The sequence below is a fragment of the Methylobacterium sp. Leaf465 genome (genome assembly GCF_001424705.1).
In the GTDB taxonomy this organism is placed as follows: Bacteria; Pseudomonadota; Alphaproteobacteria; order Rhizobiales; family Beijerinckiaceae; genus Methylobacterium.
Genome location: NZ_LMRA01000002.1, coordinates 92533 through 117733, shown reverse-complemented (window position 1 = coordinate 117733; position 25201 = coordinate 92533). Strand labels below are relative to the sequence as shown.

Annotated in this window: 26 protein-coding genes; 11 read left to right on the top strand and 15 right to left on the bottom strand. The window is 69.0% G+C overall.

Annotation, left to right across the window (positions count from 1 at the left end):
* The first annotated feature begins 588 nt into the window (after positions 1-588).
* From ASG51_RS03350 to ASG51_RS03335, 4 genes are all read left to right on the top strand, one after another.
* Positions 589-2556 (top strand): glycosyltransferase, encoded by a 1968-nt coding sequence (locus tag ASG51_RS03350; RefSeq protein WP_244480047.1) that lies wholly within the window; start codon positions 589-591, stop codon positions 2554-2556.
* Positions 2553-3659, top strand: coding sequence for a glycosyltransferase (locus ASG51_RS03345; RefSeq protein ID WP_056379091.1), 1107 nt, complete (start codon positions 2553-2555; stop codon positions 3657-3659). Before ASG51_RS03350 ends, ASG51_RS03345 begins: the two co-directional genes overlap by 4 nt.
* A 313-nt stretch (positions 3660-3972) precedes the next feature.
* Positions 3973-5454, top strand: coding sequence for a GumC family protein (locus tag ASG51_RS03340; protein WP_056379089.1), 1482 nt, complete (start codon positions 3973-3975; stop codon positions 5452-5454).
* Between the two features lie 144 nt (positions 5455-5598).
* Positions 5599-6411 (top strand): WecB/TagA/CpsF family glycosyltransferase, encoded by an 813-nt coding sequence (locus ASG51_RS03335; protein ID WP_244480046.1) that lies wholly within the window; start codon positions 5599-5601, stop codon positions 6409-6411.
* Between the two features lie 15 nt (positions 6412-6426).
* Here the strand turns inward: ASG51_RS03335 and ASG51_RS03330 are convergent, their stop codons facing one another.
* From ASG51_RS03330 to ASG51_RS03310, 5 genes are all read right to left on the bottom strand, one after another.
* Positions 6427-6999, bottom strand: coding sequence for an NUDIX hydrolase (locus ASG51_RS03330; protein ID WP_056212160.1), 573 nt, complete (start codon positions 6997-6999; stop codon positions 6427-6429).
* Between the two features lie 71 nt (positions 7000-7070).
* Complete coding sequence (locus ASG51_RS03325; RefSeq protein ID WP_056379087.1) at positions 7071-7358, bottom strand: sulfurtransferase TusA family protein; 288 nt, start codon at positions 7356-7358, stop codon at positions 7071-7073.
* 143 nt (positions 7359-7501) lie between these two features.
* On the bottom strand, positions 7502-7903 hold the full coding sequence (locus ASG51_RS03320; RefSeq protein ID WP_056379085.1) for a hypothetical protein: 402 nt from the start codon (positions 7901-7903) through the stop codon (positions 7502-7504).
* 155 nt (positions 7904-8058) lie between these two features.
* Positions 8059-9426, bottom strand: a complete 1368-nt coding sequence (locus ASG51_RS03315) for a glutamate--cysteine ligase (RefSeq protein ID WP_056379083.1) — start codon at positions 9424-9426, stop codon at positions 8059-8061.
* Positions 9427-9554: 128 nt separating this feature from the next.
* Positions 9555-10307, bottom strand: a complete 753-nt coding sequence (locus ASG51_RS03310) for a 16S rRNA (uracil(1498)-N(3))-methyltransferase (RefSeq protein ID WP_056379081.1) — start codon at positions 10305-10307, stop codon at positions 9555-9557.
* Positions 10308-10592: 285 nt separating this feature from the next.
* Between ASG51_RS03310 and ASG51_RS03305 the strand changes: the two genes are divergently transcribed.
* Both ASG51_RS03305 and ubiA read left to right on the top strand, forming a co-directional pair.
* Entirely contained in the window at positions 10593-11057 is a 465-nt protein-coding gene (locus tag ASG51_RS03305; protein ID WP_056212170.1) for a hypothetical protein, read from the top strand.
* Positions 11058-11108: 51 nt separating this feature from the next.
* A complete protein-coding gene (gene ubiA, locus ASG51_RS03300) occupies positions 11109-12062 on the top strand; it encodes a 4-hydroxybenzoate octaprenyltransferase (protein WP_056379079.1) in 954 nt (317 codons plus the stop codon).
* Between the two features lie 27 nt (positions 12063-12089).
* On the opposite strand, the gene ASG51_RS03295 is transcribed toward ubiA, so the two are convergent.
* A complete protein-coding gene (locus ASG51_RS03295; protein WP_056212352.1) occupies positions 12090-12560 on the bottom strand; it encodes a DUF6101 family protein in 471 nt (156 codons plus the stop codon).
* A 343-nt stretch (positions 12561-12903) separates the two neighbouring features.
* Here ASG51_RS03295 and ASG51_RS03290 point away from each other — a divergent pair, with 343 nt between their 5' ends.
* On the top strand, positions 12904-13731 hold the full coding sequence (locus tag ASG51_RS03290) for a 3'(2'),5'-bisphosphate nucleotidase CysQ (protein ID WP_056379077.1): 828 nt from the start codon (positions 12904-12906) through the stop codon (positions 13729-13731).
* A 132-nt stretch (positions 13732-13863) separates the two neighbouring features.
* Here ASG51_RS03290 and ASG51_RS03285 read toward each other — a convergent pair whose 3' ends face one another.
* Together ASG51_RS03285 and ASG51_RS03280 are read right to left on the bottom strand one after the other, a co-directional pair.
* Positions 13864-14094, bottom strand: a complete 231-nt coding sequence (locus ASG51_RS03285) for a hypothetical protein (RefSeq protein WP_056212176.1) — start codon at positions 14092-14094, stop codon at positions 13864-13866.
* A gap of 208 nt (positions 14095-14302) precedes the next feature.
* Positions 14303-14512, bottom strand: a complete 210-nt coding sequence (locus ASG51_RS03280; protein WP_055956856.1) for a cold-shock protein — start codon at positions 14510-14512, stop codon at positions 14303-14305.
* A 289-nt stretch (positions 14513-14801) separates the two neighbouring features.
* Between ASG51_RS03280 and ASG51_RS03275 the strand changes: the two genes are divergently transcribed.
* The gene (locus tag ASG51_RS03275; RefSeq protein WP_056379075.1) at positions 14802-15191 is read left to right on the top strand and encodes a hypothetical protein; all 390 of its coding nucleotides are present in this window, start codon (positions 14802-14804) and stop codon (positions 15189-15191) included.
* Between the two features lie 7 nt (positions 15192-15198).
* On the opposite strand, the gene ASG51_RS03270 is transcribed toward ASG51_RS03275, so the two are convergent.
* Positions 15199-15417 carry a hypothetical protein gene (locus ASG51_RS03270; RefSeq protein ID WP_055957152.1) on the bottom strand — a complete coding sequence of 73 codons (219 nt, stop codon included), beginning with the start codon at positions 15415-15417 and terminating at the stop codon, positions 15199-15201.
* A gap of 168 nt (positions 15418-15585) precedes the next feature.
* Between ASG51_RS03270 and ASG51_RS03265 the strand changes: the two genes are divergently transcribed.
* A complete protein-coding gene (locus tag ASG51_RS03265; protein WP_056379073.1) occupies positions 15586-16161 on the top strand; it encodes a type 1 glutamine amidotransferase domain-containing protein in 576 nt (191 codons plus the stop codon).
* 94 nt (positions 16162-16255) lie between these two features.
* On the opposite strand, the gene ASG51_RS03260 is transcribed toward ASG51_RS03265, so the two are convergent.
* The 6 genes from ASG51_RS03260 to ASG51_RS03235 form a co-directional block, all read right to left on the bottom strand.
* A complete protein-coding gene (locus ASG51_RS03260; protein ID WP_056278139.1) occupies positions 16256-16552 on the bottom strand; it encodes a hypothetical protein in 297 nt (98 codons plus the stop codon).
* Between the two features lie 369 nt (positions 16553-16921).
* On the bottom strand, positions 16922-17773 hold the full coding sequence (locus ASG51_RS03255; protein ID WP_056212184.1) for an NAD(P)-dependent oxidoreductase: 852 nt from the start codon (positions 17771-17773) through the stop codon (positions 16922-16924).
* 113 nt (positions 17774-17886) lie between these two features.
* Positions 17887-19089 carry a pyridoxal phosphate-dependent aminotransferase gene (locus ASG51_RS03250; RefSeq protein ID WP_056212186.1) on the bottom strand — a complete coding sequence of 401 codons (1203 nt, stop codon included), beginning with the start codon at positions 19087-19089 and terminating at the stop codon, positions 17887-17889.
* Between the two features lie 240 nt (positions 19090-19329).
* On the bottom strand, positions 19330-20730 hold the full coding sequence (cysN, locus tag ASG51_RS03245) for a sulfate adenylyltransferase subunit CysN (protein ID WP_056354885.1): 1401 nt from the start codon (positions 20728-20730) through the stop codon (positions 19330-19332).
* Position 20731: 1 nt separating this feature from the next.
* Positions 20732-21688 carry a sulfate adenylyltransferase subunit CysD gene (gene cysD / locus ASG51_RS03240; RefSeq protein WP_056379072.1) on the bottom strand — a complete coding sequence of 319 codons (957 nt, stop codon included), beginning with the start codon at positions 21686-21688 and terminating at the stop codon, positions 20732-20734.
* Positions 21685-22512, bottom strand: a complete 828-nt coding sequence (locus tag ASG51_RS03235; protein WP_056212193.1) for a phosphoadenylyl-sulfate reductase — start codon at positions 22510-22512, stop codon at positions 21685-21687. Before ASG51_RS03235 ends, cysD begins: the two co-directional genes overlap by 4 nt.
* 266 nt (positions 22513-22778) lie before the next feature.
* On the opposite strand from ASG51_RS03235, the gene ASG51_RS03230 reads away from it, so the two are divergent.
* Entirely contained in the window at positions 22779-23285 is a 507-nt protein-coding gene (locus ASG51_RS03230; protein ID WP_056212195.1) for an Lrp/AsnC family transcriptional regulator, read from the top strand.
* Positions 23286-23394: 109 nt separating this feature from the next.
* The gene (locus tag ASG51_RS03225; RefSeq protein WP_056379069.1) at positions 23395-25170 is read left to right on the top strand and encodes a flavodoxin domain-containing protein; all 1776 of its coding nucleotides are present in this window, start codon (positions 23395-23397) and stop codon (positions 25168-25170) included.
* Positions 25171-25201 lie beyond the last annotated feature (31 nt).

Sequence of the window (25201 nt, the reverse complement as noted above, 5' to 3'; positions counted from 1 at the left end):
ATTCTCAGATGGGACCCGAACCGGGTGGCGCGAGGTGGAAATGGGCGGGCACGCCGTTCGGGACGTGGGGGTCGCAGGTTCAAATCCTGCCACTCCGACCAGTATCATCAAGACCCTGTCTTTCCCGAGATCATCGAACACCAGAAGCTGTCCGGCTTTTCGTGCGAATTATCCTGACGGGAGCGCCTCGCGACGTCACGATCTCGGCCGATCGACGTCCCTCTTCGCCTGAAAATTCGGCCCGCGCGTTCGCGTGACAGGCAAGCCCCTGTCCGCTCGGACTGTCCGTCTGGAGTGAGGCGATCGCACGTTGGGGGTACGTCGGGGTCGTCCGCCGGAATTCAGCTCCGCGCATACGGACGATTCAGATCTTCCCCCGCATCCTGTGCGGCGGCCCTCGGCATTCCCGACGGCGCCCAGGCAAGCAGTGGTCGGGCGAAGGGTGATCGGGCAAGCGTGACGGACTTATCGGACAGATCCGTCGCGCAGCCGACGGTCGATGGAGTCGCGGACCGCTTCGGACCCCGTGCGCATGGCATCGCGGCCTGGCCCTTCGGACCACCCCGTCCCGCTCTGGTCGTTCCGCCCTTGACGAATCGTGCCTGGCCTCGCCTGCGTGTCGTCACGCTGGTCCATGGCTCGTGCGACGGGCCGCTCGCCGCCACCCGGGCGTCCGTGGAGGCTCAGGGCTATCCGAACCTCCGCCACGACCTCATCCCGTTGGCAGAGGGCGCGGTGCAGTTGCCCGTCATCGTCGCGGACGAGGGGTGGGACGCTCTTCTGGTCCTTCGTCCGGGGGATCTTCTGGCCCCGGATGCGCTCGCGGCCCTTGGCCTGCAATTCCTTCTCAGTGGCGCCGATGTCGTCGTCGGCCTGCGAGTCGTCTTCGATATGGGACCACTCGGTCTCGACGCACCGGCGGCGGCGCCGGGGACGCTCGTCGATCCCGCGCCGCCGGACGGGCCGCTCGCTCCCTTCACCGGCGGCGAGGTTCTGCTCAAGCGCTCCTGCGTGCAGGCCGCCGGCGGCCTCGACCCCGAGGCCGCGCATCCAGTAGCCGCCCTCTGGCCCCACCTCGTCCGACAGGGCGCCGCACTCGCACGCGTAGGCCGACCGGTGCTCCTGCACTATGCGCCGGGCAACGTTGCGCCCGCGATGGCCTCCGGCCTCTCGGTGGCTAGCCTGACCGACCAGGGTCAGCTTGGCGGCGCCGGGATCGCCCACCGGCGCCTATGCGATGCGCTTGCCCTTGCCGGCCACGCCGTCGGCGATCACTGCCTCGGGGCAGAATCGCCGCCGGCCGCGGCCGAGTGGGTCGAGCGGTTTCCGCAGACGGAGCATGCCCTGTCGCAGGGCGGCTACGATGTTGTCCTGGCGGGTAACCTTCATGGCGCGACCCGCCGCACCACGATCCTGGGGCGGCTCGCCCGCACCGTTCCGGTCGCCGCCGTTCTGCACGATCTCTTCCCCGTCACCGGGCGCTGCGCCTCCCCGTCCGGCTGCCCGATCATCGCCGAGGGATGCGACGCCCGCTGCCCCTCGCCCAACGCCTATCCGCAGTTGCTGCCGCAGCGGATCGCCGGCGTTTATGCGGAAAAGCAGGCGATCCTCGCGGGACCCGAGGGACCCTTCCTGCTCGCGGCCTCCGACTGGTCGGAATCCGCGGCGCGCGCGCTGGCGCCGGAGGGGACACGCGTCCACCGCATCGACCTGGCTTTTCCGACGGGGGTGTTCCGGCCCGGATCGCGGGAAGCCCTGCGGCGCGAACTCGGCTTGCCGTCCGGTGACGTCCTCGTCATGTTCGCCGCCGTGATCGCGGACGCGCCCAGCAAGGGGACCACCGAGCTGACCGCGATCCTGCGCCGGGTCGCCCGGCCGGGGCTCCGTTTCGTCGCGGTCGGGCGGCTCGACGATCCGGATTCCCTGGGAATCCCGGATTTGATCGCGGCGGGTCCCATCGGCGACGAGGCGACGCTGGCAGCCTGGTACGGTGCCTGTGATCTCGCCATCACGGCGAGCCGCCAGGAGACGTTCGGCCAAACCCCCGTCGAAGCCGGGCTGTGCGGAACTCCGACCGTCGCCTATCGCACTACCGGTCTCGCCACCGCCGTCCTGGACGGGGTCTCGGGCCGCCTCGTCTCACCGGACGGGGGCGCCCTCGAGGACGCACTCCGAGCGCTGATCGCCGATGCTTCCGAGCGCAGACGCCTGGGAGCCCTGGGGCGGATCGCCCTCGAGAGCCGCAACAGCCACGCCGCCTGTGCGATGCGCCTGAACGACGTGTTCGTCGCGCGCGGGATCCTGCCGGCCTCGGCCGGGGCCGGACGTCTCCGCTTCGCGCCGGAGATGCTGTCGACCTTCGCGATGGCGTTGGACCGCGCGCCCGGACGTACGGGCCTGATCCCCGGCGACGCGTCGCGGGGAGTCCGCTTGGCCCGGCGGGCCAAGCACGCTCTCGTGGGTCGCGACATGCCGCCGTGGCTGCGCCGGCTCCTCTACGCGGTCGCGGCGCTTCGGAGAACGTTCCGGCCCGTTCCCGGCGGAGAGGCGCGATGACCGTGCCGTCCGAGCCGCGCCGCCTCTATCTCGATCACACCCATCTGCGCGGGCACGTCACCGGGATCGAGCGCGTCGCCCTCGACCTGTTCACGTCCGACACGCTCCATCCGCACCCTGTCACCACGGTCCGGGCGCGCGGGATCGCCGGCATGATCGCGGCCCAGCATCTCGGCCTGCCCCTACGGGCCCTGCGCGATCCCTCGGCCCTGTTCCTCTTTCCGGGGTTCCCCCCGGGGCCGCTCTCGGTCCTGCGCCGTCGCCAATGCATCACGTATGTGCACGACACCTTTCTGCTGACGCGCCCAAACGACCTCAGCTGGAAGAGCCGCCTCTACATGGCGCCGAGCTTCGCCTTCGCGCTGCGCTTCGGGCGCACCTTCCTCGTCAACTCCCGCACCACCGGAGAGGCGGTAAGGACCTTCTGCGCCCGCGAGGCCCTGGTGGCCCTGCTGCGGCCCGCCGTGCGCGATGTATTCGGACTCACCGACCTGCCCGCAGGCCCGCCGCCCGCCCCCGGCATGCCGCTTCGGCTGCTCTGCATCGGGACCATCGAGCCGCGGAAGGACTACCCGTCCGCGCTCGCGATCGTCGCAGCCCTGAATGCGGGCGGGGTCGCGGCGGAACTCCATGTGGTCGGCCGGGTCGGCTGGGGACACCATGCGTTTCTCGCCGCACCGCCGCCGTTCCTCACCCTGCACGGCTATCTCGACGACGGGGCCCTGCGCGGCCTCGTCGCCCGGTGTCATCTCCTGCTCTCGACTTCGAAGGCCGAGGGGCTCGGGTTGCCGCTCCTCGAGGCTCAGCACGGCGGGCTTCCGGTCGTCTCACCGCACGGACCGGTCTTCTCCGAAGTCCTGGCCGGCTCCGGTTTGCAGATCGAACCCTCCGATCCGGAGGGTGCCGCGGCCGCGATCCTCGCTTGGGTCGAGAATCCCGCATTCGCAGGGGTCCCGGCGGCCGCCCGGGCCAACGTGGCACGCTGGAACCGCTTGGCCGCCGGGGACGCGGCGTGTTTCTCGACATTTCTAAAGGTCGGCCCATCCGCCTACGAGGTCGCGGAAGATCGGCTCGTACAGCCACCCAATCATGACCCAGCATGACGTCGGGCGCAGTTGTGCACAGGCAAATGACGAAGGTCCGGCGGACTACGTAGATCGCAACCTGTCATCAAGCCTGTTCTTGCCAATATCATCTCGATTCCCGGCTTGGACGAGAACATCGTGGGGTGCGGCCATCGCGACGCACAGCGCAGCAGCTCCCTTGGCATAGGTTCTGCGCAGACGACGTTGTTGAGGACTTTTCGGTGGGCGCCTGTTCCGTTTCGAAACAGACCGGCGACAAAACTGGAACAGAGTTGTTCGAGGCGGAAGACAAGAACCGCGCGAGCGGCGACCAGGTCGGGAGACGAGACAGATGTTCGACTTCGGAAGCCCGGTCCGTGGCGAGCCGGTGATCCTCGAGACCAGAGTACCGAGCGGGCTCGACAGCGGCCTGATCCTGCGTCGCCTGTGGCGCGGCACCGGCGTGATCCTGCTCGGCGGGCTCGCGGCCGTGATCCTCGCCGTGGTGCTGCTGAACGCCGTGACACCGACTTACACCGCCGTGACGCAGATCCTGGTCGATCCGGCCGATCTTCCGGTGATCCAGAACGACTTGAGCAACCGGCAGCCCCAGGCGGATAGCGGCGTCTCGATCGCCGAGAGCCAGACGCGGGTGATGCAGTCCGACAACGTCCTGCGGCGAGTCATCGACCGCCTCGATCTGACGCGGGACGAGGAGTTCGTTCCCGCAGCCTCGACAAATCCTCTGGTGCTGAGCCTCAAGGCGCTCCTCGGCATGGAGCCGCCGCCGGCGAGCCGCGAGCCGGTCAATCTCGCCCTCGACAACCTCCGCCTCAAGCTCGGCGTGCGTCGGGCCGAACGGACATTCGTCATCGACGTCTACGTCCAGACCCGGGACCCGGAGAAGTCGGCCCGGATCGCCAATGCCATCGCGGACGCGTATTTCGCGGAGGATGCGGCAGCGCGCACCGATGCGGCGCGCCGTGTCTCCGAGGCCCTGTCGGGCCGTTTGACGACGCTGCGCCAATCGGTCGAGGAGGCCGAGCGCAGGGTCCTGCAATATCGGGTGACGAACAAGCTGGTGACGTCGAGCGGGCGCCTCCTGAGCGACCAGCAGCTCAGCGACCTCAACCAACAGCTCGTCACCGCGACCCTGAAAATGGCCGAGGCCAAGGCCCGCCTCGATCAGGCGCGGCACATGCGCACCGGCGAAGCCGGGACCGCCCTGCCGGAGATGCTGCAATCCCTCGAGATGCAGAACCTGCGGCAGCAATACGCGACGCTCTCGCGCAACACCGCGGAACTCGCCCAGCGCCTCGGCGACCGCCACCCGGCCATGGCCGACCAGTATGCGCAGCAGCGCGATCTACAACGCCTGATCCAGCGCGAGAAGGAGCGCATCATCGACACCTCGCAGAAGGACTACGACCGGGCCGTGGCGAGCGAGTCCGCCGTACGCCGGAGCCTGGAGCGGGCCAAGACCGAGACGGCGGGCAACGATCGCGCCAATGTCGGCCTGCGCGAACTCGAGCGCGAGCTCGATGCCCGGCGGTCGATCTACGAGGCATTCCTGCGCCGCTCACGGGAGACCAACGAACAGGAGCGCGTGAACAGCTCCAACGTGCGGGTCATTTCGACGGCGACGCCGCCGCGGAGCCGAGCCTGGCCACCCTCCCCCAAGCTGGTGCTGCCGCTCGCCCTGCTACTGGGCATGGGTCTCGGCGCCGCCGCCGCTCTCTGGCTCGGGGCCCGTCGCGACCGACGCGTGATGACCCGTCCGCCTCGGACGAGCGGGTCGACCGGGGCCCGCAGCTTCCGAGCTGTCGATGCCTGAACGCAGCGCCGTCCGCCACGGCTCCCACGATCGATCCCCTCAAACCTCCCCCGCGCCAGCCTCCCCCGAGGCGCGATGGATCAGCCCCGGGTTCCCGTCGCTCATCCTCGGGGTGCGCACGGGACAGGTCCCAAAGGCGATGACATGAGCGTTCGCTTATTTGACATCACGTTCACGCCCGGATCGGCCTCCGACATCCTCGCGACCTCGGCCCGCCAGCCGGCGACTCGGCCGCGCATGATCGTCACCGCGAACCTCGATCACATCGTTACGCTGTCGGAGAACGCGGCGTTCCGGAAAGCGTATGAGGGCGCCGTCGCTCACACCCTCGACGGCATGCCCCTCGTCTGGCTCGCCCGGCTCCGCGGGGGCCGATCGGCACAGCGGGTCACGGGCCACGATCTGATCGCGGCCGCCTTCGCTGCGCCATGGCCTGCCGGCCAGCAGATTTTCCTCGTCTGCTCGACGGAGGCCGTCGGGCTCCACCTCACCGAGCGCCTGGTGGCGGAGGGGATCCCGCGCGCGTCGATCGCCTTCACGGTGCCGCACTTCGGATTCGAGAACGATGAGACCTATGGGGCGCAACTCTGTGCGGCGGTGCGGGCGCACGGGACGACCCTCCTGGTCTTCGGCGTCGGTGCGCCGCGCTCGGAAATCTGGGTCGACCGCCAAGGAAATGCCCTCGGCGGTCCCGTGGTCCTGGCCGTCGGTGAAGCGCTGAACGTCGCGGCCGGGCTGGTGCCCCGCGCGCCCGCCCTGATGCAGCGCTTCGGGCTCGAGTGGTTCTTCCGGTTCTGGCACGCGCCGCACCGGCTATTCCGCCGCTACTTCGTCCGCTCCTGGGGGCTGATCGGAATTGCCCTGCGCCGATCGCTGCTCGGGACATCCCGCCAGCGTCACCATGCTGCCCGGCCGCGTCCGACCCCCAACGCGCGGCGCGCGCCCGATACGCCCTGAAGCGTCGAGGAGGTATCAGGCCGCGGCGAACAGGTGCGGATGCCGCAGGCGTAGGGTCAGGATCAATGCCAGGGTCTTGATGTCGGTGACCTCGCCGCGATCCGTCATGGCCGCAAGTTCGCTCAGGGCCATCTCGCGAACGGTGATGTCCTCATGCTCCCCGGCAAGGCCGCCGCCGGGACCGACCCGGTCGGGCGCCTCGTACGGGGCCAGGAACAGGTCCATCTGCTCGGTCGAGATTCCCGGCATGCTCCAGCCGCAGGTCACCGGTTCGAGGGCACCGAGACGCAGGCCGGTCTCCTCGTAGGCCTCGCGCCGTGCGCCTTCCTCGGGCTCCGACTCGTCGAGGAGGCCGGCCGGGACCTCCAGCACGGAGGTGACCCCAGCCGCATAGAAGGCCGGGGTCCGGAACTGCTCGACCAGCAGGGCGACCCGCCGGGTCGGGTCGTAGGGCAGTACCGCTGTCGCCCGTCCGTGATCCTCGATCTCGCGCGCCAGGCGTGTGCCGTCGTCCATCGTCACCTCGGCGACGAGAAACCGGCTCCAGCCGTCGTGCACGATTCGGGTGCCGCGGATAATCGGCGCCATTCTGCTCTCCCCCGTCGGATCGCCGAGGCTGCGGCGACCGGATGGGAGGGCCCTAACAGGGCGTTGGCGCATCAATGAGGCGTGAGGCGCGTGTTTTCGGCAACAATCTCGGGGATTGTGCGGCCTCTGCGGATCGTAAACGTCATCCGATCCGCGTCCCGCGCCTGCGCGAGGAGGGTGTCGCCCTCCTCCCTGACCAGATGCGGAATGTCGATCCCCGCCATCGGATCGGTGCACGTCACCACCAGGACGGCGTCGGACGGCATCCGGCGCAGCGCTTTCCGGGTCCGCAGGGCCGGCAGGGGGCACTTCAAGCCGGTGAGGTCGAGATGCTCGGTCTCGCTGCCTCCGTCCGTCATCGGCAACGCATCCCAGCCCGCAGCTTTCCCGCTCACCGCTGTTCTACCCCCTGAAGGAATGAAAAATCCCGCCGACGGCTTCGACCGTCAGCGGGATCATGGACGTCCGGTCCGGGCGCAAAGCGCACCCGGACGGCGAGACGTCAGTAACCGTAGCCGTAGGTCGGATAGCCGTAGCCATAACCGTAAGACGGGGCGGCATAGTAGCCATAGGCGGGCGCGCCGTAGCCATAGCCGTAGCCCGTTCCGACGTAGCCACGATCGTAGTAGCCGTAGCGCGGGGCCTGACTGGCGGCGATGGCGCCACCGATGATGCCGAGGGCCGCACCGGCCGCGAGCGCGCCGCCGACTCCGGGCCCGCGACGGTAGCCACCGTGATAGCCCCGGCCATAGCCACGATAGCGCACGGTTTCGATGGCCGCGCCGCCACCGACCTGGGCGGCGCTGAGCGTCGGCATCGGGGCGGCCTGAGCGGCGGTGAAGGAACCGGCCGAGAGACCGATGGCAGTGGTGCCCGCGAGGGCGAAGGACAAGATGCGCGACATGCGAGCGTTCTCCGTCACAGGAAGAGTTAGTCCTGGAAACGGCAAAATTGGCGATCCGTTCCCGATACGCAACAGTCAAGCCAGGATGGCGGGTGTTTTCGAGCACCTTCGCGCTTTTGCCGGCGAATGTGCCCGGCTGCGACGGCGCGAGTCGTTCAGAAGACGCATTCGGTGAAAGCAGGCTCCACGGAGCGCTGCCAGCGGCCCTCGTAATCGGCGAGGCGCTCCTCGGCGAGGGAGCGTCCGGCGGCGACGATGGCCTCCAGCGGCTGCAGGAAATGGGTCTCGTCCCGACCTTGAGCGTCGCGTCGCGCCCGGGCGGCAAGCCCGGCGCGGGCGATCGTCAGCGCCTCGGCCGCCACCGCCCCGAGGGATCGACCCGCGATGCGGGCGGCCAGACCGAGGCGGGGAACGGTGGCGCGCAGCCCCTCCCGGTCGCAGGCGTTCCAGTTCTTGGCGATGTCCCAGGCCGCCGCAAGCGAGGCTTCATCGTAGAGCAACCCGACCCAGAAAGCAGCCTGCGCAGCGATCATCGACGGACCGCCCACATCGGATCCGCGCATCTCGATGAAGCGCTTGAGCCGGACCTCCGGGAAGGCGGTCGAAGCGTGGTTGGCCCAATCCGACACCGTCGCGCGCTCCCCCGGCAGCGTCGCGAGCCGGCCGGCCATCAGGTCGCGGAACGAGGCGCCGGAGACGTCGTGGTAGGTCTCGCCGCGCTTCACGAAGTACATCGGCATGTCGAGCAACCAGTCGACGTAGGACTCGTAGCCGAAGCCGGGCTCGAAGGCCCGCGGCAGCATGCCGGTGCGGTCGCCATCGGTGTCGCGCCAGATCTCGGACCGGCGCGACAGGAAGCCGTTGGGACGCCCATCCGTGAAGGGCGAATTGGCGAAGAGGGCGGTCGCCACCGGCTGCAGCGCCAGGGCGACGCGCATCTTGGCCACCATGTCGGCCTCGGAGGCGAAATCGAGGTTCACCTGCACGGTGGCGGTACGCAGCATCATGTCCAGGCCGAGGCTGCCGACCTTGGGCATGTACGCCGCCATGATCTTGTAGCGGCTCTTCGGCATCACGGGGGTTTCCTCCCGCGTCCATTTCGGACTCATGCCGAGATCGAGGAAGCCGATGCCGAGACCGTCTGCAACCCGGGTCGTCGCGTCGAGATGCGTCCGCAACTCCGTGGCCGTCGCGTGCACGTCGGCCAGCGGTGCACCGGAGAGCTCGAACTGTCCGCCGGGCTCCAGGGAGATGGCGCCGCCCTCGGCACCGGCGAGACCGATCAGGTTACCGGCATCCTCGATCGCCTCCCAGCCGGTCTCGCGGCCGAGCCCCTCCAGCAGAGCCCGGATGCCCTTCTCACCCGCATACGGGACCGGGCGGTGTCCGTCGCGGTAGAAGGGCACCTTCTCGTGTTCGGTGCCGATCGCGAAGCGCGCGCGCGGCTTCTCGCCCTCCGCGAACCAGGCGATGAGCTCGTCCCGCGTGGTCAGGGGCGTCGTATCGGACGTGTCGCGCGCCATGCGCTGCCTCTTCAGGAAGGTCGTTCAAAGGAGAGGCGCGCCGGACCGCAGCGGCGTGGCCCCTTACATCGGGTCAACGCGCCTCATAGGCCACGGGACCCGCGCGAACAACGCGGGCAAGCGACGCCTCAGCGAGCGTCGCCGAGCACCGCCTGAATCAGGGCCAGCACCATCACCGCCGCCGTGTCGGCCCGCAGGATGCGCGGACCGAGGGAGAGGGCCACCGTGTTCGGACGTTCCAGGATCAGGGCGCGTTCGTCCGGTGAAAACCCGCCCTCGGGTCCGACCAGAACCGCGAGAGGCGGGGCGGCCGCGGGATCGGCGGCCTGCCGGAGGGCCAGGATAGGATCCGAAACCGGGGCGTCCTCGTCGCAGAACACGAGCAGGCGCAAGGGGTTGAGGTTTGCGAGCGCCGCCGGGAGCTTGGCCGCCTCCTGGATCTCCGGCAGATCGAGGATGCCGCATTGCTCGGCGGCCTCGATGGCGTTCGCGCGCAGGCGATCGACATTCAGCCGCTCGCTCTGGGTATAGCGGGTGTAGACAGGGCGAAGGGTGCCGGCCCCCATCTCAACCGCCTTCTGGGCCAGGTAGTCGAGCCGGGCCGACTTCAACGGCGCGAACAGGTAATGAAGGTCCGCGCGTGGCGGCTGCTGGCGTGTGCGCTCCCGCACGATCAGGTCCGCGCTCTTACGCCCGGTCGGGGCGATCTCTGCGCGCCATTCGCCGTCGCGCCCGTTGAACAGGAGAACTGGATCGGAGGGCCCGCGCCGCAGGACGTTGAGGAGGTAGTTCGCCTGCGCCCGGTTGAGGGGCAGCGTCGCTCCGACGGAGAGGTCGGCTTCGACGAAGAGGCGTGGGGCGGTGAAGTCATAAGCGGCCATACCCGGCGTGGTCGCGTGGGGTGAGTCGGCTGTCAACGGCGCGGTCCCGAACCGCAGCAGCTGATGCAAACCCGCAACACGCGGCAACATTGCGCCGTAAATCCACCTTCGAATGCGACCCGGCGTTTGCGGCTCGAAAGACGCCACATTCCTATGCCGAAACGAAACCAAGACCGAAAGGCGCGAACTCTTGTGCGCTTCCGGGCACGCATCAGGCCATTCCGCATCCGGTCGCCGGGCTCACCCCCATCGGATCGCGGATGGGGGGAGAAAGGATCTCAAGGCATGTCGTTCAAGACCATCGCGACGCTGGCCGTCGCCCTCGCCGGCACGGCGCTCTTCAGCGAACAGGCCTTCGCGCAGTCCGCCGAGTGCGGCGAGATCCAGCAGACCCTCCAGGCCCGCAAGGACCTGATCGGCAAGGCGAACGCCGCGTCGAACTCGAAGAAGAAGATGACGCCGGCCGAGGCCTGCACCCTGTTCGGCAAGCTCCAGGCCAACGGCACCGCCGGCCTGAAATGGATCACCGCCAACAAGGAGTGGTGCTCGATCCCGGATTCCTTCGCGGAAGGCTTCAAGGCCGACCACCTCAAGGTGTCGGGCATCAAGACCAAGGTCTGCACCGTCGCGGCCCAGGCCTCCAAGATGGAAGCCCAGGCCCGCGCGCAGGCCCAGAACGGCGGCGGCGGTGGCCTCCTCGGCGGCCCCGGACTCACGGGCAGCCTGAAGATGCCGCAGGGCGCCCTCTGATCCGGTGCTGAAACCTTTCCGGACGAGTCGGCCCGACGCGCCCGTGCGTCCATGGACGGCGTGAGCTCCCCGCACGCGGACCGCCGCGTCGCCGATGCGGTGGCGGGACATTGGGTCGACCGGATCGCGCCGCGCTGGTCCCGGCCCTACCTGCGCCTCGCCCGTATCGACCGGCCGATCGGCTGGTGGCTCCTGCTTCTGCCCTGCTGGTGGTCGGCCTCCCTCGCGGCCATCCGGTCCGGTGCCGCTTTCCCTGACCCGATCCATCTGGCCCTGTTCTTCGTCGGCGCCGTCGCCATGCGGGGTGCGGGCTCGACCTACAACGACATCGCCGATCGGGACCTAGACGCCCAGGTGGAGCGCACCCGCTCGCGCCCCCTGCCCTCGGGCCAGGTCCGGGCGCGCCAAGCCGCCGTCTTCCTCGTGCTGCAGGCCCTGATGGGCCTCGCGGTACTGCTCCAGTTCAACGGTCCGGCGATCGGCGTCGGCATCGCCTCGCTGGTCCCGGTGGCGATCTATCCCTTCATGAAGCGCGTCATGCCGGTGCCGCAGGCGGTCCTCGGCCTCGCCTTCGCGTGGGGCGCGCTGATGGGCTGGGTCGCGGTGTTCGCACGCCTCGATGTCCCGGCCCTGCTGCTCTACGCGGGCACCATCGCCTGGGTGATCGGATACGACACGATCTACGCCGTACAGGATATCGAGGACGACGAGATCGCGGGCATCCGCTCTTCGGCCCGCTTCTTCGGGCGCCGGATGCGGGGGGCGATCGGTCTGTGCTACGGCACCAGCGTCGGCTTCGTCGCGCTCGCTGCGGTCCTGGCAGGCGCAGGCCCCGTGGGCCTGCTCGGCGTCGCCCTGTTCGGCGTCCATCTCGGGCGACAGGTGCTGCGCCTCGACACGCGCGACGGGCGCGGTGCCCTGACGCTCTTCCGCTCCAATCGGGAAGCGGGACTGATCCTGTTTGTCGGCCTCGCGGCGGATGCCGCCGTGACGCACATCCTCTGAGTCTCGCTCGGGATACGGCGACCCGGCTCAGCAGCGGGCGCCGGAGATGATCTCGTTCTCGCCGCGATGGATCAGGGGACGAACCGGCAGCGCGCCGGTCTTGCGGCGGACGAGGAAGCGCGGGCGGCGGCCGTTGAGGAGGCCGTGACGGCGGCGGGTCCGGGTCCGGCCCAGGGCTACCGGGCCGAGTTGGTTCGAGACGCTGGCGAGTTCGCCGTCCTCCTTGACGATCATCCGTGGCAGGCCCGACTTGGCGGCGACGTCACGCCAATGTGCCACGACCTCGTCCTCGCAGAACGGTCCGAGGCGGGTGACGACCCGGCCGGTGGCGTCGACGAGGAGGAGGTCGAAGCGGTCCTCGCCGCAAGCATCCGAATCATCCTCGGCGTAGGCGAGGGCCACGCCGGCGGGCCGCCCCGGGCCCAGGCGGTCGATCACCGGGAGACGCGACAGCGTCAGAACGGGGGCAGCGCCGACGAAGGTGGCATCCGCCGACATGTCGTTCATGTTCGCGAAAGTGTTCATGGCTCGTACACCCTGTTGGCGCCGGCAACCTCTGTCGGCCACCCGTCTATGACAAGCAGATTTACGTCTAACCTCCTCAGGCCAGCTTAAGAGTGAGCGTTAAGCGAGTATGGACAAGGGTGAAGCACGTGGAATGCTCAACGCTTCCTTGCTTCGATCTAAGAGATTTGTCCGTATCGACATCTGCGTCGCTCTCCTTGTGACAACCCGCCCGGCATCCTACAACGAAGGAAGCACCGCCCTCCATGCATCCGTGCCGGGGCGACGGGCTCTTCAACAAGCGCCCAGCCTGACCTCCTGAACCGTATGGAGACGCATGTCCGATCCGATCCCCCCGGAAGCCGCACACGCCCTCGTTCCCGCCCTGCGCGAGACGATCCGCGAAGCGGCCGCCCTCGCGTTGCCGTTCTACAAGGCAGGCGGGCAGACGGGGGCGCGGGTCTGGTCGAAGGCGGGCGGCTCGCCGGTGACGGAAGCCGACGTGGCGGTGGACACCTTCCTGAAGGTTCGCCTCAGCGCGATGCTGCCCCGAGCAGCCTGGCTCTCGGAGGAGACCAGCGACAATCCGGTGCGGCTCGATGCCGGTCTCGTCTGGATCGTCGATCCCATCGATGGGACCCGCGCCTTCATGTCCGGGCATCCCGATTGGTCGATCGCCGTGGCGCTGCTGTCGGCCGGGCAACCCGTCCTCGGCTTCGTCCACGCGCCCGTGACCAATACCTTATATGAAGCCATCGCGGGAGCGGGAGCCACCCGCAACGGACAGACCATCACCGTCTCCGGCCAGCGCGCCGTCGAAGGGGCTCGCGTCACCGGTCCGAAGCCGATGATGGACCGCCTGGCCCGGGGCGCCGGGACGAACGGGCAACAGGCCGAGCTCGTCTCCGTCGAGCGGGTTCCGTCCCTGGCCCTGCGCGTCGCGCGGGTTGCCGAGGGCTCCATCGATGTCGGATTGGTCTCGCCCCATGCGCGGGACTGGGATCTCGCGGGTGCCGACCTGATCCTGCGCGAGGCGGGCGGCACGGTCAGCGATCTTCAAGGCCGTCCCACGACCTACAACCGTCCGGACCCGGTGCATGGAGAACTCGTGGCCGTGTCCCAGACCTTGCGAAACGACGTCGTGGCGGCGCTGGCACCCCGCTGAAGACGCCGGCGGAGGCGGCGCCCGGGTGTCTCGAAACAGGAAAGCCCAGCACCTGGGCGCTGGGCTCGATCGTAACGTCGGCTCGATGACGAGGCGCGTGGTCCGCCCCGACAGGATCAGGGCGGCCTCGGATCAGTGATGCTCGCGGAGAGCGACCGCCTCTGGGGCCATGCCGAACCGCTCGGCCAGATGCCAGCGCAGTTCGCGGGGCGAATGGTAGTTGTAGGAGGTGTCGATCAGATGGCTGAGGTCGACGGTCTTTGCCTCATGAGCCATGGTTTGCTTCAGGTGACCCACCTTGAAGGTCGCCGCATCGGTGACGGGCGAACGGACGCCGCGGCGTCGGGTATATTCAAACAACATATTTTTCTTGTGTACTTTCAATAACGTGCAGGTTTTGCGTGCCGTGTCTCGGACGCATCGGGCCGGTTGAGCCGCGCGCGTCGTTGGTGTTGCGGGATATGCCGGATGCTAAACCCCTTCTCCCCAGAAGGGTGTCGGTCACCGGCGGCGGAGGCTTCGTGGGAAGCCCTTCAGGGTGACGCCAGCCCGGGGGCTGGCGCCGGGAGCATCAGGCCGCCTGGAGGTTACCAGCCGAGTCCTTGCCGCTGCGCTTGTCGGTCTGAATCTCGTAGGAGATCTTCTGACCCTCGATGAGGTTGCGCATGCCAGCGCGCTCGACTGCGGAGATGTGCACAAACACATCCTTGCCGCCGTCGTCAGGCTGAATGAAGCCGTAGCCCTTGGTCTCGTTGAACCACTTTACAGTGCCGGTATTCACGAAATAGATCCTCGTATCGTTCGTCGATCAACAGCCTGCGTCTGCTCGACACAAGCGGCAGATCCTCTTCGGTAGGCCTGACGGAATCAGCAGGACGTGAGACGCTTGCGGTACAAGATCCCAGCTCACCGATACCCGCTATCTCTCATGTAGTCCGATCATGCGGCGGCAACAAGGCGTTCTACCCGACGGAAACGACCCCGGTTCGGAGCGCCCCTAACGGCGTCCCCTGTGTTATTTGCGCGGCCCAGCGCATATAAGAGTTCCTGAGCAAGCGGTTAGGCGATTCATGGCGGGCATCTCGGTTTCCCTCGAAGGGGCGAACATCCAGCTTTCATTTCAGAAGGACGATCAGGCCACGGCCGTCGTGATGGATGCCCGGGCGGCTCGCGCCCTGGTGCGGGCGGTGGGCCAGCTTCTCACCGCCATCGACGAACCCGACGACAGCGATCTGCCCGAGGACATGTCCGACGAGGAGATTGCGATGCTCGACGTCACGTCGTCGGCGATCGAGATCGGTACGGACGAAAAAGGCCAGGCCGTCGTGGCCCTCCGGGCTGGCGCCCTGCCCCCGTTTCAGCTTCGCCTGACGGATGAAGAGGCCCGTCACGTGGCGACGAGCCTCTCCGAAATCCTGAGTGCACCGCGCGACGTGCGCGCGTCGCACGGGGACCACTGACCCCCCCCTACATCCGGACGCCGGGATCGGTCGGACCGCCCGGCAGGTAATCCGGCTCCGAGCCCGGGCCGGCCGGCTCGTCGATCCCCGGATCGTTGACCGGATACGGCGTGCGCGGCCCCGTCGGTCCGATATCGGGCTGCTCGTCCGGCGGGGGCGGCGTCGGCAGATCGCCCGGAATTCCACCCGGCAGCGGCTCGGGAATCGGCAGGCCGGGATTGGCCATCTCGTGATTGGCCATGCGAAGCCTCCTGTCTGTCTGAGGGATGTGCGGACCAACACGGCCGAGCGCGGCCAGGTTCCCGCGCCCGAAGGGCCCGTCCGTTACCCGTGCGGAACCCGCATCTCACGGGACCTGTTCAGTGCCATATCTTTCGCATTCCGGAGACAATCCATGTCTGACATCAGGCAGGCCAAGGTTTTGATCCTCGCCACCGATGGCTTCGAGGAGACCGAGCTCACCGTCCCGCAGAGCAGGCTCAAGGAGGTCGGCGCCACCGTGCACGTCGCGGCGCCGCAGTCCCGCACGGCGAAGGAATCCATTCGCGGGTGGGACAAGACCGATTGGGGCAAGAACGTCGCGGTCGACAAGGATCTCGAGTCCGGGTCACCGCAGGACTACGATGCCCTCGTCCTCCCGGGCGGCCAGATCAACCCGGACAAGCTGCGCCTGGAGCCGAAGGCCCTCGCGGTGATTCGCAGCTTCGTGGATTCCGGCAAGGTGGTCGCTGCCATCTGCCACGCGCCTTGGCTGCTGATCGAGGTCGGCGCCGCGAAGGGACGCCGGATGACCTCGTTCGAATCGATCCGGACGGATGTGGTGAATGCGGGCGCGGACTGGACGGACGAGCCCGTCGTGTCGGACCGGGGCCTGATCACGAGCCGCAACCCTGGCGACCTCGACGCCTTCTGCGCCAAGATCATCGCGGAGATCCAGGACGGCAATCACGCCAGCCGCGCCGCCGCCTGACCGATCCACGATCCCGTCGTCGACGGTCGCACGCCCCGGATTCGGGCGTGCGGTCCGTGGCATGGCCGGCCGACGGGCAGTCGGGACTTTGGTCCTAGCGCTTGACGGCCGTCTTCTGCACCTTCGCCTTTTCGGGCGCCGCACCGGCGAAGAGTTCGGAAAGGTGGCGCTGGTCGAGGGTCTTGGCAAAGTCCGCAGCCGGCTCCGCCGGGACGGCAGGCTCTGCGTGCCGCGGCGTGATCGATCCGGTGGTGATCGGGTCGGGAAGCTCCGCCTGAGCGCGGAGCGGAAGGGTCGGCTCGCGCTGCAGGCGCAAGGTCCAGTGAGCGGCGGTGGAGAGCGCAGCGACCGCGAGGATCGCCTTGATGCCGCCCGTCAGGAGGCGTCTCATAGTGGTCTGGCCCGAAACTACGCAGTGGCACACGACCGGTTCCCCGGCCGATCCCTACACTTGCCGAGGATCCTTAACGAACGCGACCGGGATGCAGCGGAAGACCGTCCCGGGATGAGACGGGGCCGATGAGGTGGGCCTTGCGCCAAGGCTGCGGTTCCTGTTCCCCGCGTCCCTGACACGCCTGTCGCCACCCGGCCCACTAGGCCTCACAGGAACCATGCAGAGAACTGGTCCGCACCGCCCCGTCACGACAAGCCCCGCTGCCATGCCAAGCCCGAGAGGGTTCGCGAAACCATCGAGCGCCTCGGCAGCAGGGACCGCCGATGTAGGCGGCGCCGATGAAGCCGGCAACCGGCTTCCCCCGCGTCATGACGGCTGCGACGATCCGCACGCCGCCGCGAAGGCTCGCAGGCGGGCGCTGTCACCCGCCTCGTCCGCGCCGGACAGACGCGCATAGAGGTCGGCCGCGCCGGCGAAGACCTGGCGCCCGGCGGCATCGTCACCGAGGAAATCGGCGATCTCGTGCATCTCGGCGACCCAGCGCTGGGCTTTGGGAAGCATGTCGGGCAGGCCGCGGGCGAAGCGCGCGAGGAGAGCCGGCTCGGTTTCGGCGAGTTCCGCCCGCAGGGCTTCGCCGGCGCCCGCCCGTTCGGCCCCCAGCACCATGAGGGCGGCCAGAGCGGTGAGGCCCTTGTTGATGCCCGCATAGGCCATCTTCAGGCCCGAGGCCGCGCCGATACCACCGGTATTCACCCTGAGGTCGACACCGAGGTCGCGAAGAGGTCGCGCGGATTCGGCGGCATCGCCCGACACGTGAAGGCGCGGACCGGGCGTGCCGGGTTTCGGCGGCAGGCCGATGATCGCACCGTCGAGGAAGGCCGCCCCGGTCGGCGCGACGATCCCGGCGATGCGTCGGACCGTCACGACGTTCACCGCGTTGCAATCGACGTAGACGGGCTTGTGCGCCGCCGCCGCGAGGATCGGCGCCAGAGTGATGGCGAGGGCCTCGGCATCGGCCGGCGGGACGATGGAGAGCAGCAGGTCGGCCCGCATCAGGCCGGGCAGGTCGGTGTCGGTCATGCCGGCGGCGAGCGCCCGCGCCCGGGTCCCCGGGCTGCGTCCGTCGAGGACGGTCAGGACTTCGGCGCCGTTCCCGGTGAGGCGCGCGGCGAGTGCGCTCCCCATCGCGCCGGCGGCCAGGATGGCGATCGTCGTCATGGGCACGGACCTCCGGAAACGAGAACGACCGCGCCGCGGCTCTCGGCCGGGGCGCGGTCGTTCGAGGGACGCAAGATCCGGGCGAGGCCCGCGGGCCGCGCCGGACGCCGCCGTCAGCTCAGGGAGCCGCAGAAGCGCTGGATTCGGGTGCAGGCCTCTTCGAGGGCCGCGTTGGAGGTGGCGTAGGAGATGCGCAGGTTGGGGCCGAGGCCGAAGGCCGAGCCGTGGACGGCCGCGACGCCCTCCGCCTGGAGCAGCTCCACCACGAAGTCCTCGTCGGTCGCGATGGTCTTGCCCGCCGGGGTCTTGCGCCCGATGGTCTCGGCGCAGGACGGATAGACGTAGAACGCGCCCTCGGGCGTCGGGCACTTGAGGCCCTTGGTCTGGTTCAGCATCGACACCACGAGGTCGCGGCGGGTGTGGAAGGCCTTGCGGAACTCGGCGAGGTGGGCCTGCGTCCCCTCGAGGGCCGCCACCGCGGCCCATTGCGAGATCGTCGAGGCGCCGGAGGTCTGCTGGCCCTGGACGAAGTCCATCGCCTTGATCAGGTGCTCGGGGCCGGCGGCGTAGCCGATGCGCCACCCGGTCATGGCGTAGGCCTTGGAGACGCCGTTCATCGTCAGCGTGCGCTCGTAGAGGCCGGGCTCGATCTGGGCCGGGGTGACGAATTCGAAGTCGCCGTAGGTCAGGTGCTCGTACATGTCGTCGGTGAGCACCCAGACCTGCGGGTGGCGCATCAGCACGTCGGTGATCTTCTTCAGCTCGTCGCGGGCATAGGCCGCGCCGGAGGGGTTCGAGGGCGAGTTGAGGATGATCCACTTGGTTTTGGGGGTGATCACCCGCTCCAGCTCCTCGGGCTGCAGCTTGAAGTCATGGGCCATGTCGGTCTCGGCGAAGACCGGGGTGCCGCCGCACAGCACCACCATCTCCGGGTAGGAGACCCAGTACGGACGCGGGATCACCACCTCGTCGCCGGGGTTCAGGGTGGCGAGGAGGGCGTTGTAGATGACGTGCTTGCCGCCGGTGCCGACGATGGTCTGGGACGGCTTGTAGTCGAGCCCGTTCTCGCGCTTGAACTTCTTGGCGATGGCCTCGCGCAGGGGCACGATGCCGGAGACGGGCGGGTACTTGGTCTCGCCGCGCCGGATCGCCTCGATGGCCGCATCCTTGATGTGCTGGGGGGTGTCGAAATCCGGCTCTCCGACGGAGAGGCTGATCACGTCCATGCCCTGCGCTTTCAGCTCGCGCGCCTTCTGCGTCATCGCGATGGTCGCGGACGGCTTCACGCGGGACAAGGCGTCGGCCAGAAAGCCCATGGGTGGTCACTCCCGTCTGTTTTCGAAGGTCGGATCGAGCGGCGCGGACCCTAGTCGCGCCGTCGCGCACGGGCAAGGGAGATGGGCGAGGGAGATGACCCCCGCCGCATCGATCCCCCCTTGCAAACGGCACCGGCGCGCAGCGAACGCAAACCGCCGCGGCTCCGGGAGGAGCCGCGGCGGTGAGGCCGTCGGGGGTGGTCCTGCGGGGCCGGCGCTGCCGGGCCGGGTCCGGACCGGTCAGATTCCGCCGAAGACCCAGCGTAGCTTCGACAGGAAGCCGCCGCCGGAGCGCGTCTCGCGCACCTCCGCGGGCTCGTCCTTGACCGGGGTCGCCGCCGCATCGGCCTGGATCAGGCCGAGGGCCGCCGTGTCGGTGGTCTCGCGGTCGATCAGGATGAAGCCGCCGGTGTCGCGGTTGGCCGTATAGGCGTCCACCGCCACCGCCCGGTCGAGGGTCAGGGTCACGTCGGCGATGTCGTTGGCGGTCAGGCGCGCGGCCGGCTCGGGGTTGCCGGTCTCGGGATCGATCCGGGTCCGGATCGTGGTGACGACGGCGTTCACCGTCACGGTCCCGATCTTGGCGAGCAGGGTGGCGCCGGGCAGCAGCTCGGTCTCGGCCGCCCAGAACAGGCGGGCGTCGAGGCTGTCCGTCACCCGCATCGGGGCGTCCGCGGTGACGATCACCGAGCCGCGCGAGGCGTCGATCTCGTCGGCGAGCACCAGGGTCACCGACTGGCCCTCCACCGCATGCGGCAGGTCGCCGTCGGCGGTGACGATGCGGGCGATGGTCGAGGTCCGGCCCGAGGGCTCGACGATGACGGCGTCGCCCGGGGCCACGCGGCCGCTGGCGATCAGGCCGGCAAAGCCCCGGAAATCCGAGTTCGGCCGGTTCACCCACTGCACCGCCATGCGGAACGGGGCGGCCTGCTCCTCGACGCGGACCGGGACCTCTTCGAGGTACTGGAGCAGCGGGGTGCCGGTGTACCAGGGTGCGGCGGCGCCCGGCAGCACCACGTTGTCGCCGTTCTTGGCCGAGAGCGGGATCGCCCGGATCTCGCTGAAGCCGAGGGGGCCTGCGAAGGCGTTGAAGGCCGACAGGAGCTCCTCGAAACGGGTCTGCGACCAGCCGACGAGGTCCATCTTGTTCACGGCCAGCGCCACGCGCTTGATCCCCAGCAGGGAGACCAGGAGCGCGTGCCGCCGGGTCTGCCGGGTGAGACCCTGGCGGGCATCCACCAGGATCACGGCCACGTCCGCCGTGGAGGCGCCGGTGGCCATGTTGCGGGTGTACTGCTCGTGGCCGGGGGTGTCCGCCACGATGAAGGAACGCTTGTCGGTGGAGAAGAAGCGGTAGGCGACGTCGATGGTGATGCCCTGCTCGCGCTCGGCCTGGAGGCCGTCCACGAGGAGCGCCAGGTCGATCTCCGCGCCCTGCGTGCCGTGCTTGCGCGAGTCGCGCTGCAGGGCCGTCACCTGGTCGTCGAAGATCTGCTTGGTGTCGTGCAGCAGGCGGCCGATCAGGGTCGACTTGCCGTCGTCGACGGAGCCGCAGGTGATGAAGCGCAGGACTTCCTTGTTCTGGTGGGCGGACAGGAACGCGTCGTAGCCGAAGGCTTCGGGTGACTGGTGGATCGTCATCTTAGAAATAGCCCTCCTGCTTCTTCCGCTCCATGGCGCCCGCGCCGTCCTTGTCGATGACCCGGCCCTGGCGCTCCGAGGTGCGGGCGGCCAGGGTCTCGCCGATGATCTCCGGCAGGGTCGCGGCGCCGCTCTCGACGGCACCGGTCAGGGGATAGTCGCCCAGCGTCCGGAAACGGACCGACACCTCCTGAGGCGTCTCGCCGGGGTTCAGCGGCAGCCGGTCGTCGTCGACCATGATGAGCTGGCCCTCGCGCTCCACCACCGGGCGGGGCTTGGCGAAGTAGAGCGGCACGATCGGGATCTGCTCCTGCTCGATGTAGAGCCAGACGTCGAGCTCGGTCCAATTCGAGAGCGGGAACACGCGCAGCGACTCACCGCGCTTCTTGCGCATGTTGTAGAGGTGCCAGGGCTCGGCGCGCTGGCGCTTCGGGTCCCAGCGGTGCTGCGCCGTGCGCAGGGAAACGATGCGCTCCTTGGCGCGCGAGGCCTCCTCGTCGCGCCGCGCGCCGCCGAAGGCCGCGTCGAACTTGTGCTTGTCCAGGGCCTGGCGCAGGGCCTGGGTCTTCATCACGTCGGTGTGCACCTCCGAGCCGTGGCTCACCGGACCGATGCCGCGGGCGAGACCGTCCTGGTTGGTGTGCACGATGAGGTCGAGGCCGAGTTCCTTCGCGCGCTGGTCGCGGAAGGCGATCATCTCCTTGAACTTCCAGGTGGTGTCGATGTGCATCAGCGGGAACGGCAGGCGCCCCGGCGCGAAGGCCTTCAGCGCCAGGTGCAGCAGCACCGAGGAATCCTTGCCGATGGAATAGAGCATCACCGGGTTCTCGGTCTCGGCGACCGTCTCCCGCATGATGTGGATGCTCTCGGCCTCCAGGCGCTGCAGGTGGGTGAGCCGGGCGGGCCGGCTCGCCCCTTGGGCGGTGGCCGCGTGGGTGGTGAGGGGGGCGGCGCTCATCGGGCCATCTCCAGGGCGTTCGAGGTTCGGGTCGTTTCGAAGGCGGCCGCTTCCTGGCCGGGCGCGACATTCCGTTCGGGCGATCGCTCGTCGGGTGGCTGCTCTTCGGGGGCGTGGACGTGCAAGCCGCATTCCTTCTTGGACGCCTGTTCCCACCACCAGCGGCCGGCGCGCTCGTCCTCGCCGACGCGGATCGCCCGGGTGCAGGGCGCGCAGCCGATGGAGGGGAAGCCGCGATCGTGCAGCACGTTGTAGGGCACGTAATTGTCCGCGACGAAGCGCTCGACGTCGGCGCGGGACCAGTCGGCCAGGGGGTTGATCTTCAGGAGGCCGCGCCCCTCGTCGGCCTCGGCCAGGGGCGTGTCGGCCCGGTTGGCCGACTGCCCGGCCCGCAGGCCCGTGAGCCAGCCGGCGGCCCCTGCGAGGGCCCGGCCCAGGGGCTCGACCTTGCGGAAGCCGCAGCAGGCCTGCCGGGCGGCGACCGAGTGGCGGAACCCGTTGATGCCGGACTCGGCCACGAAGCGCTCCTCGGCCTCGCGCTCGGGCGCATAGGCGCGGATGCGGATGCCGTAGGCCGATTCGGTCTCGGTCCAGGTGTCGTAGGTCTCGGGGTAGAGCCGCCCGGTGTCGAGGGTGACGATCTCGGTCCGGCCCTTGTGCATCGCGACCGCGTGCGTGAGCGCCTGGTCCTCGATGCCGAGGCTGGTGGTGAACACGAGCCGGCCCGGCACCGTCGCCTCGATCAAGGCGATCCGGGCCTTCAGGTCGCGGCCCGCCATCGCGGACGCGAGGTCCCGCGCCGCGTGTTCCAGTTGAGAGCTCATGAGAGACTTCGCGATGTACCGTGGTGGAGGTGGCTTGGCGGCGAATGTGGCGATGTGACTTGTCTGGCACCTGAAATGTTCGCTATAACGAACGCTGTCAAGGCATGGCGGCCATCGATACCGGGCAACTCCCCGGTGCCGCACCCCCATTGCCGAAACGGGCCGCAGGGGCATTCTGTTGCTCGACGAAGGAAATTCCTTCTCATTATGCGGCCACGATGTGCCGACCAGCACGTCGCCGCGTCTCACGAACCCGCGAGGCCAGCTTGGATTCGATCGACCTGAAGATCCTGGCGCTGCTGCAGCAGGACGCCACCCTGTCCATCGCCACCATCGGCGAGAAGGTCGGCCTGTCGCAGACGCCCTGCTGGAAGCGCATCCAGCGGTTGGAGGCGGACGGCGTCATCGATCGGCGCGTCGCCGTGCTCGATCCGGTGAAGCTCGGCCTGGGCCTCACCGTCTTCGTCTCCATCGAGACGGCGGATCACTCGCGCGAATGGCTGGAACGCTTCGCCGAGACCGTCTCGGCCATGCCGGAGGTGCTCGAGTTCTATCGCATGGCCGGCGACGTGGATTACATGCTCCGCGTCGTCGTCGCCGATATGCGCGCCTACGATACGTTCTATAAGCACCTCATCGCGACTCTGCCCCTCAAGAACGTGACATCCCGGTTCGCGATGGAAAAGGTCAAGTCCACCACCGCCCTGCCCCTTCCGGCCCCGCCCGCCAACGGACGCTTCACGCCGACGCTGTCGGTGGTGGCCGGGGAATAAAATTCTCTTTTGCCCTGCACACGCAGGCAGCTCCTTCTACCGTGACGTCGTTCTGTAAAACGGACAACCCCGTTGACAGCCGGCCTCTCAGGACGACATGGCTTCCCACATGGCACGACACGCGATCATTCCCCGCACGGCTCCCTTCGGCGACACCGAACGCGCGAGCCTCGACGCCGTCCTCGGCGCCGCCTCCCCGATTCAGCGGGCCTGGCTCGCGGGCTTCCTCGCCGGCCTCGACGCCAGCGGTGCGCCGCAGGCCGCCACCGTCCCGGCCGCGCCGCCCAAGGCCGCCGAGCCGCTGACCATCCTGTTCGCGAGCGAGTCGGGCAACTCCGAGAAGCTCGCCGGCGACATGGCCAAGCTCGCCCGCAAGAACGGCTTCAAGCCGAAGGTCCTCGACTTCGCCGATCTCGACATCGCCAGCCTCGCCAAGGAGAAGCGCATCGTCGCCATCGCGGCGACCTGGGGCGAAGGCGAGCCGCCGGCCCGGGCCGTGCGCGCCTACAACGAACTGATGGCCGACGGTGCGCCGCGCCTCGAGGGCGTGTCCTTCGGCGTGCTGTCCCTCGGGGACACCTCCTACGCGGAGTTCTGCGCCATCGGGAAGGCGCTCGATGCCCGCTTCGAGGCCCTGGGGGGCACCCGGGCCCATGACCGCGCCGACCTCGACCTCGATTTCGAGACGCCGGCCGCCGCCTGGATCAAAGATACCCTCAAGGCACTGGCGCCGCCCCCGAGCGCCGACAACGTCGTGGCGGTGGACTTCGCCGCGCGCGCTGCCGGCGACGAGGACGAGGAGGCCGAGCCGAGCCGCGAGCCCCGGGTCGTGGAGGTCATCGACCACGTCAACCTGAACTCGTCGCGCTCCGACAAGGAGACGATCCACCTCGCCCTCGAATTCGAGGACGGCGCGCCCGCTTACGAGCCCGGCGATTCCCTGGAGATCTATCCGGAGAACGACCCGGCCCTGGTGGACGAGATCCTGGCGGCCACCGGCCTGTCCGGCGACGCGGCCCTGCGCCAGGCCCTGCTGGCCGAGCGCGACATCACCACCCTGTCGGCCACCACCGTCGAGCGCTTCGTCAAGGCGACGGGCCATGCCGAGGCGCAGAAACTCATCGACAGCGGCGAGGCCAAGGCCTGGATCGAGGGGCGCCACCTCATCGACCTCATCCAGAGCTTCCCGGCCACCGTCACGGCCGAGCACCTCACCACCATCACCCGGCCCCTGCCGCCGCGGGCCTATTCCATCGCGTCCTCGCGCAAGGAGGTGGGCGACGAGGTCCACCTCGTGATCGCGGCGGTGCGCTACGAGACCCACGGCCGGGCGCGCAGCGGCGTCGCCTCGACCCACGTGGCCGACCGGATCCGCAACGGCGCCAAGCTGCGGGTGAAGCTGAAGCCCAACCGGCACTTCCGCCTGCCGCAGGACCCGGCCACCGACATCATCATGATCGGCCCCGGCACCGGTGTCGCGCCGTTCCGCGCCTTCGTGCAGGAGCGCCGCGCCGTCGAAGCGCCCGGCCGCTCGTGGCTGTTCTTCGGCGACCGGCACTTCACCCACGACTTCCTGTACCAGCTCGAGTGGCAGGAGGCCCTGGAGGACGGGTCGCTGTCGCAGATCGACGTGGCCTTCTCGCGCGACCAGCCCGAGAAGGTCTACGTGCAGGACCGGATCGCCCAGCACGCCAAGGAGGTCGTTGCCTGGCTCGACGGCGGCGCCAGCTTCTACGTCTGCGGCGATGCCACCCGGATGGCCAAGGACGTGCGCAACGCCGTGGTGAAGGCCTTCCAGGACGTGAAGGCCCTCAGCCCCGCCGAGGCCGAGGCCGCCGTCGCCGCCCTGGAGCGCGCCCACCGCTACCAGCAGGACGTCTACTGAGACCCCTCCCTCCCCCTTGTGGGGAGGGACC

Excerpts from the sequence above, each read along its gene's own strand:
- ASG51_RS03345 (WP_056379091.1), top strand. The coding sequence starts at position 2,553 with ATGACCGTGCCGTCCGAGCCGCGCCGCCTCTATCTCGATCACACCCAT.
- ASG51_RS03340 (WP_056379089.1), top strand. The coding sequence starts at position 3,973 with ATGTTCGACTTCGGAAGCCCGGTCCGTGGCGAGCCGGTGATCCTCGAG.
- ASG51_RS03335 (WP_244480046.1), top strand. The coding sequence starts at position 5,599 with ATGAGCGTTCGCTTATTTGACATCACGTTCACGCCCGGATCGGCCTCC.
- ASG51_RS03330 (WP_056212160.1), bottom strand. The coding sequence starts at position 6,999 with ATGGCGCCGATTATCCGCGGCACCCGAATCGTGCACGACGGCTGGAGC.
- ASG51_RS03325 (WP_056379087.1), bottom strand. The coding sequence starts at position 7,358 with ATGACGGACGGAGGCAGCGAGACCGAGCATCTCGACCTCACCGGCTTG.
- ASG51_RS03320 (WP_056379085.1), bottom strand. The coding sequence starts at position 7,903 with ATGTCGCGCATCTTGTCCTTCGCCCTCGCGGGCACCACTGCCATCGGT.
- ASG51_RS03315 (WP_056379083.1), bottom strand. The coding sequence starts at position 9,426 with ATGGCGCGCGACACGTCCGATACGACGCCCCTGACCACGCGGGACGAG.
- ASG51_RS03310 (WP_056379081.1), bottom strand. The coding sequence starts at position 10,307 with ATGGCCGCTTATGACTTCACCGCCCCACGCCTCTTCGTCGAAGCCGAC.
- ASG51_RS03305 (WP_056212170.1), top strand. The coding sequence starts at position 10,593 with ATGTCGTTCAAGACCATCGCGACGCTGGCCGTCGCCCTCGCCGGCACG.
- ubiA (WP_056379079.1), top strand. The coding sequence starts at position 11,109 with ATGGACGGCGTGAGCTCCCCGCACGCGGACCGCCGCGTCGCCGATGCG.
- ASG51_RS03295 (WP_056212352.1), bottom strand. The coding sequence starts at position 12,560 with ATGTCGGCGGATGCCACCTTCGTCGGCGCTGCCCCCGTTCTGACGCTG.
- ASG51_RS03290 (WP_056379077.1), top strand. The coding sequence starts at position 12,904 with ATGTCCGATCCGATCCCCCCGGAAGCCGCACACGCCCTCGTTCCCGCC.
- ASG51_RS03285 (WP_056212176.1), bottom strand. The coding sequence starts at position 14,094 with ATGTTGTTTGAATATACCCGACGCCGCGGCGTCCGTTCGCCCGTCACC.
- ASG51_RS03275 (WP_056379075.1), top strand. The coding sequence starts at position 14,802 with ATGGCGGGCATCTCGGTTTCCCTCGAAGGGGCGAACATCCAGCTTTCA.
- ASG51_RS03270 (WP_055957152.1), bottom strand. The coding sequence starts at position 15,417 with ATGGCCAATCCCGGCCTGCCGATTCCCGAGCCGCTGCCGGGTGGAATT.
- ASG51_RS03265 (WP_056379073.1), top strand. The coding sequence starts at position 15,586 with ATGTCTGACATCAGGCAGGCCAAGGTTTTGATCCTCGCCACCGATGGC.
- ASG51_RS03260 (WP_056278139.1), bottom strand. The coding sequence starts at position 16,552 with ATGAGACGCCTCCTGACGGGCGGCATCAAGGCGATCCTCGCGGTCGCT.
- ASG51_RS03255 (WP_056212184.1), bottom strand. The coding sequence starts at position 17,773 with ATGACGACGATCGCCATCCTGGCCGCCGGCGCGATGGGGAGCGCACTC.
- ASG51_RS03250 (WP_056212186.1), bottom strand. The coding sequence starts at position 19,089 with ATGGGCTTTCTGGCCGACGCCTTGTCCCGCGTGAAGCCGTCCGCGACC.
- cysN (WP_056354885.1), bottom strand. The coding sequence starts at position 20,730 with ATGACGATCCACCAGTCACCCGAAGCCTTCGGCTACGACGCGTTCCTG.
- cysD (WP_056379072.1), bottom strand. The coding sequence starts at position 21,688 with ATGAGCGCCGCCCCCCTCACCACCCACGCGGCCACCGCCCAAGGGGCG.
- ASG51_RS03235 (WP_056212193.1), bottom strand. The coding sequence starts at position 22,512 with ATGAGCTCTCAACTGGAACACGCGGCGCGGGACCTCGCGTCCGCGATG.
- ASG51_RS03225 (WP_056379069.1), top strand. The coding sequence starts at position 23,395 with ATGGCACGACACGCGATCATTCCCCGCACGGCTCCCTTCGGCGACACC.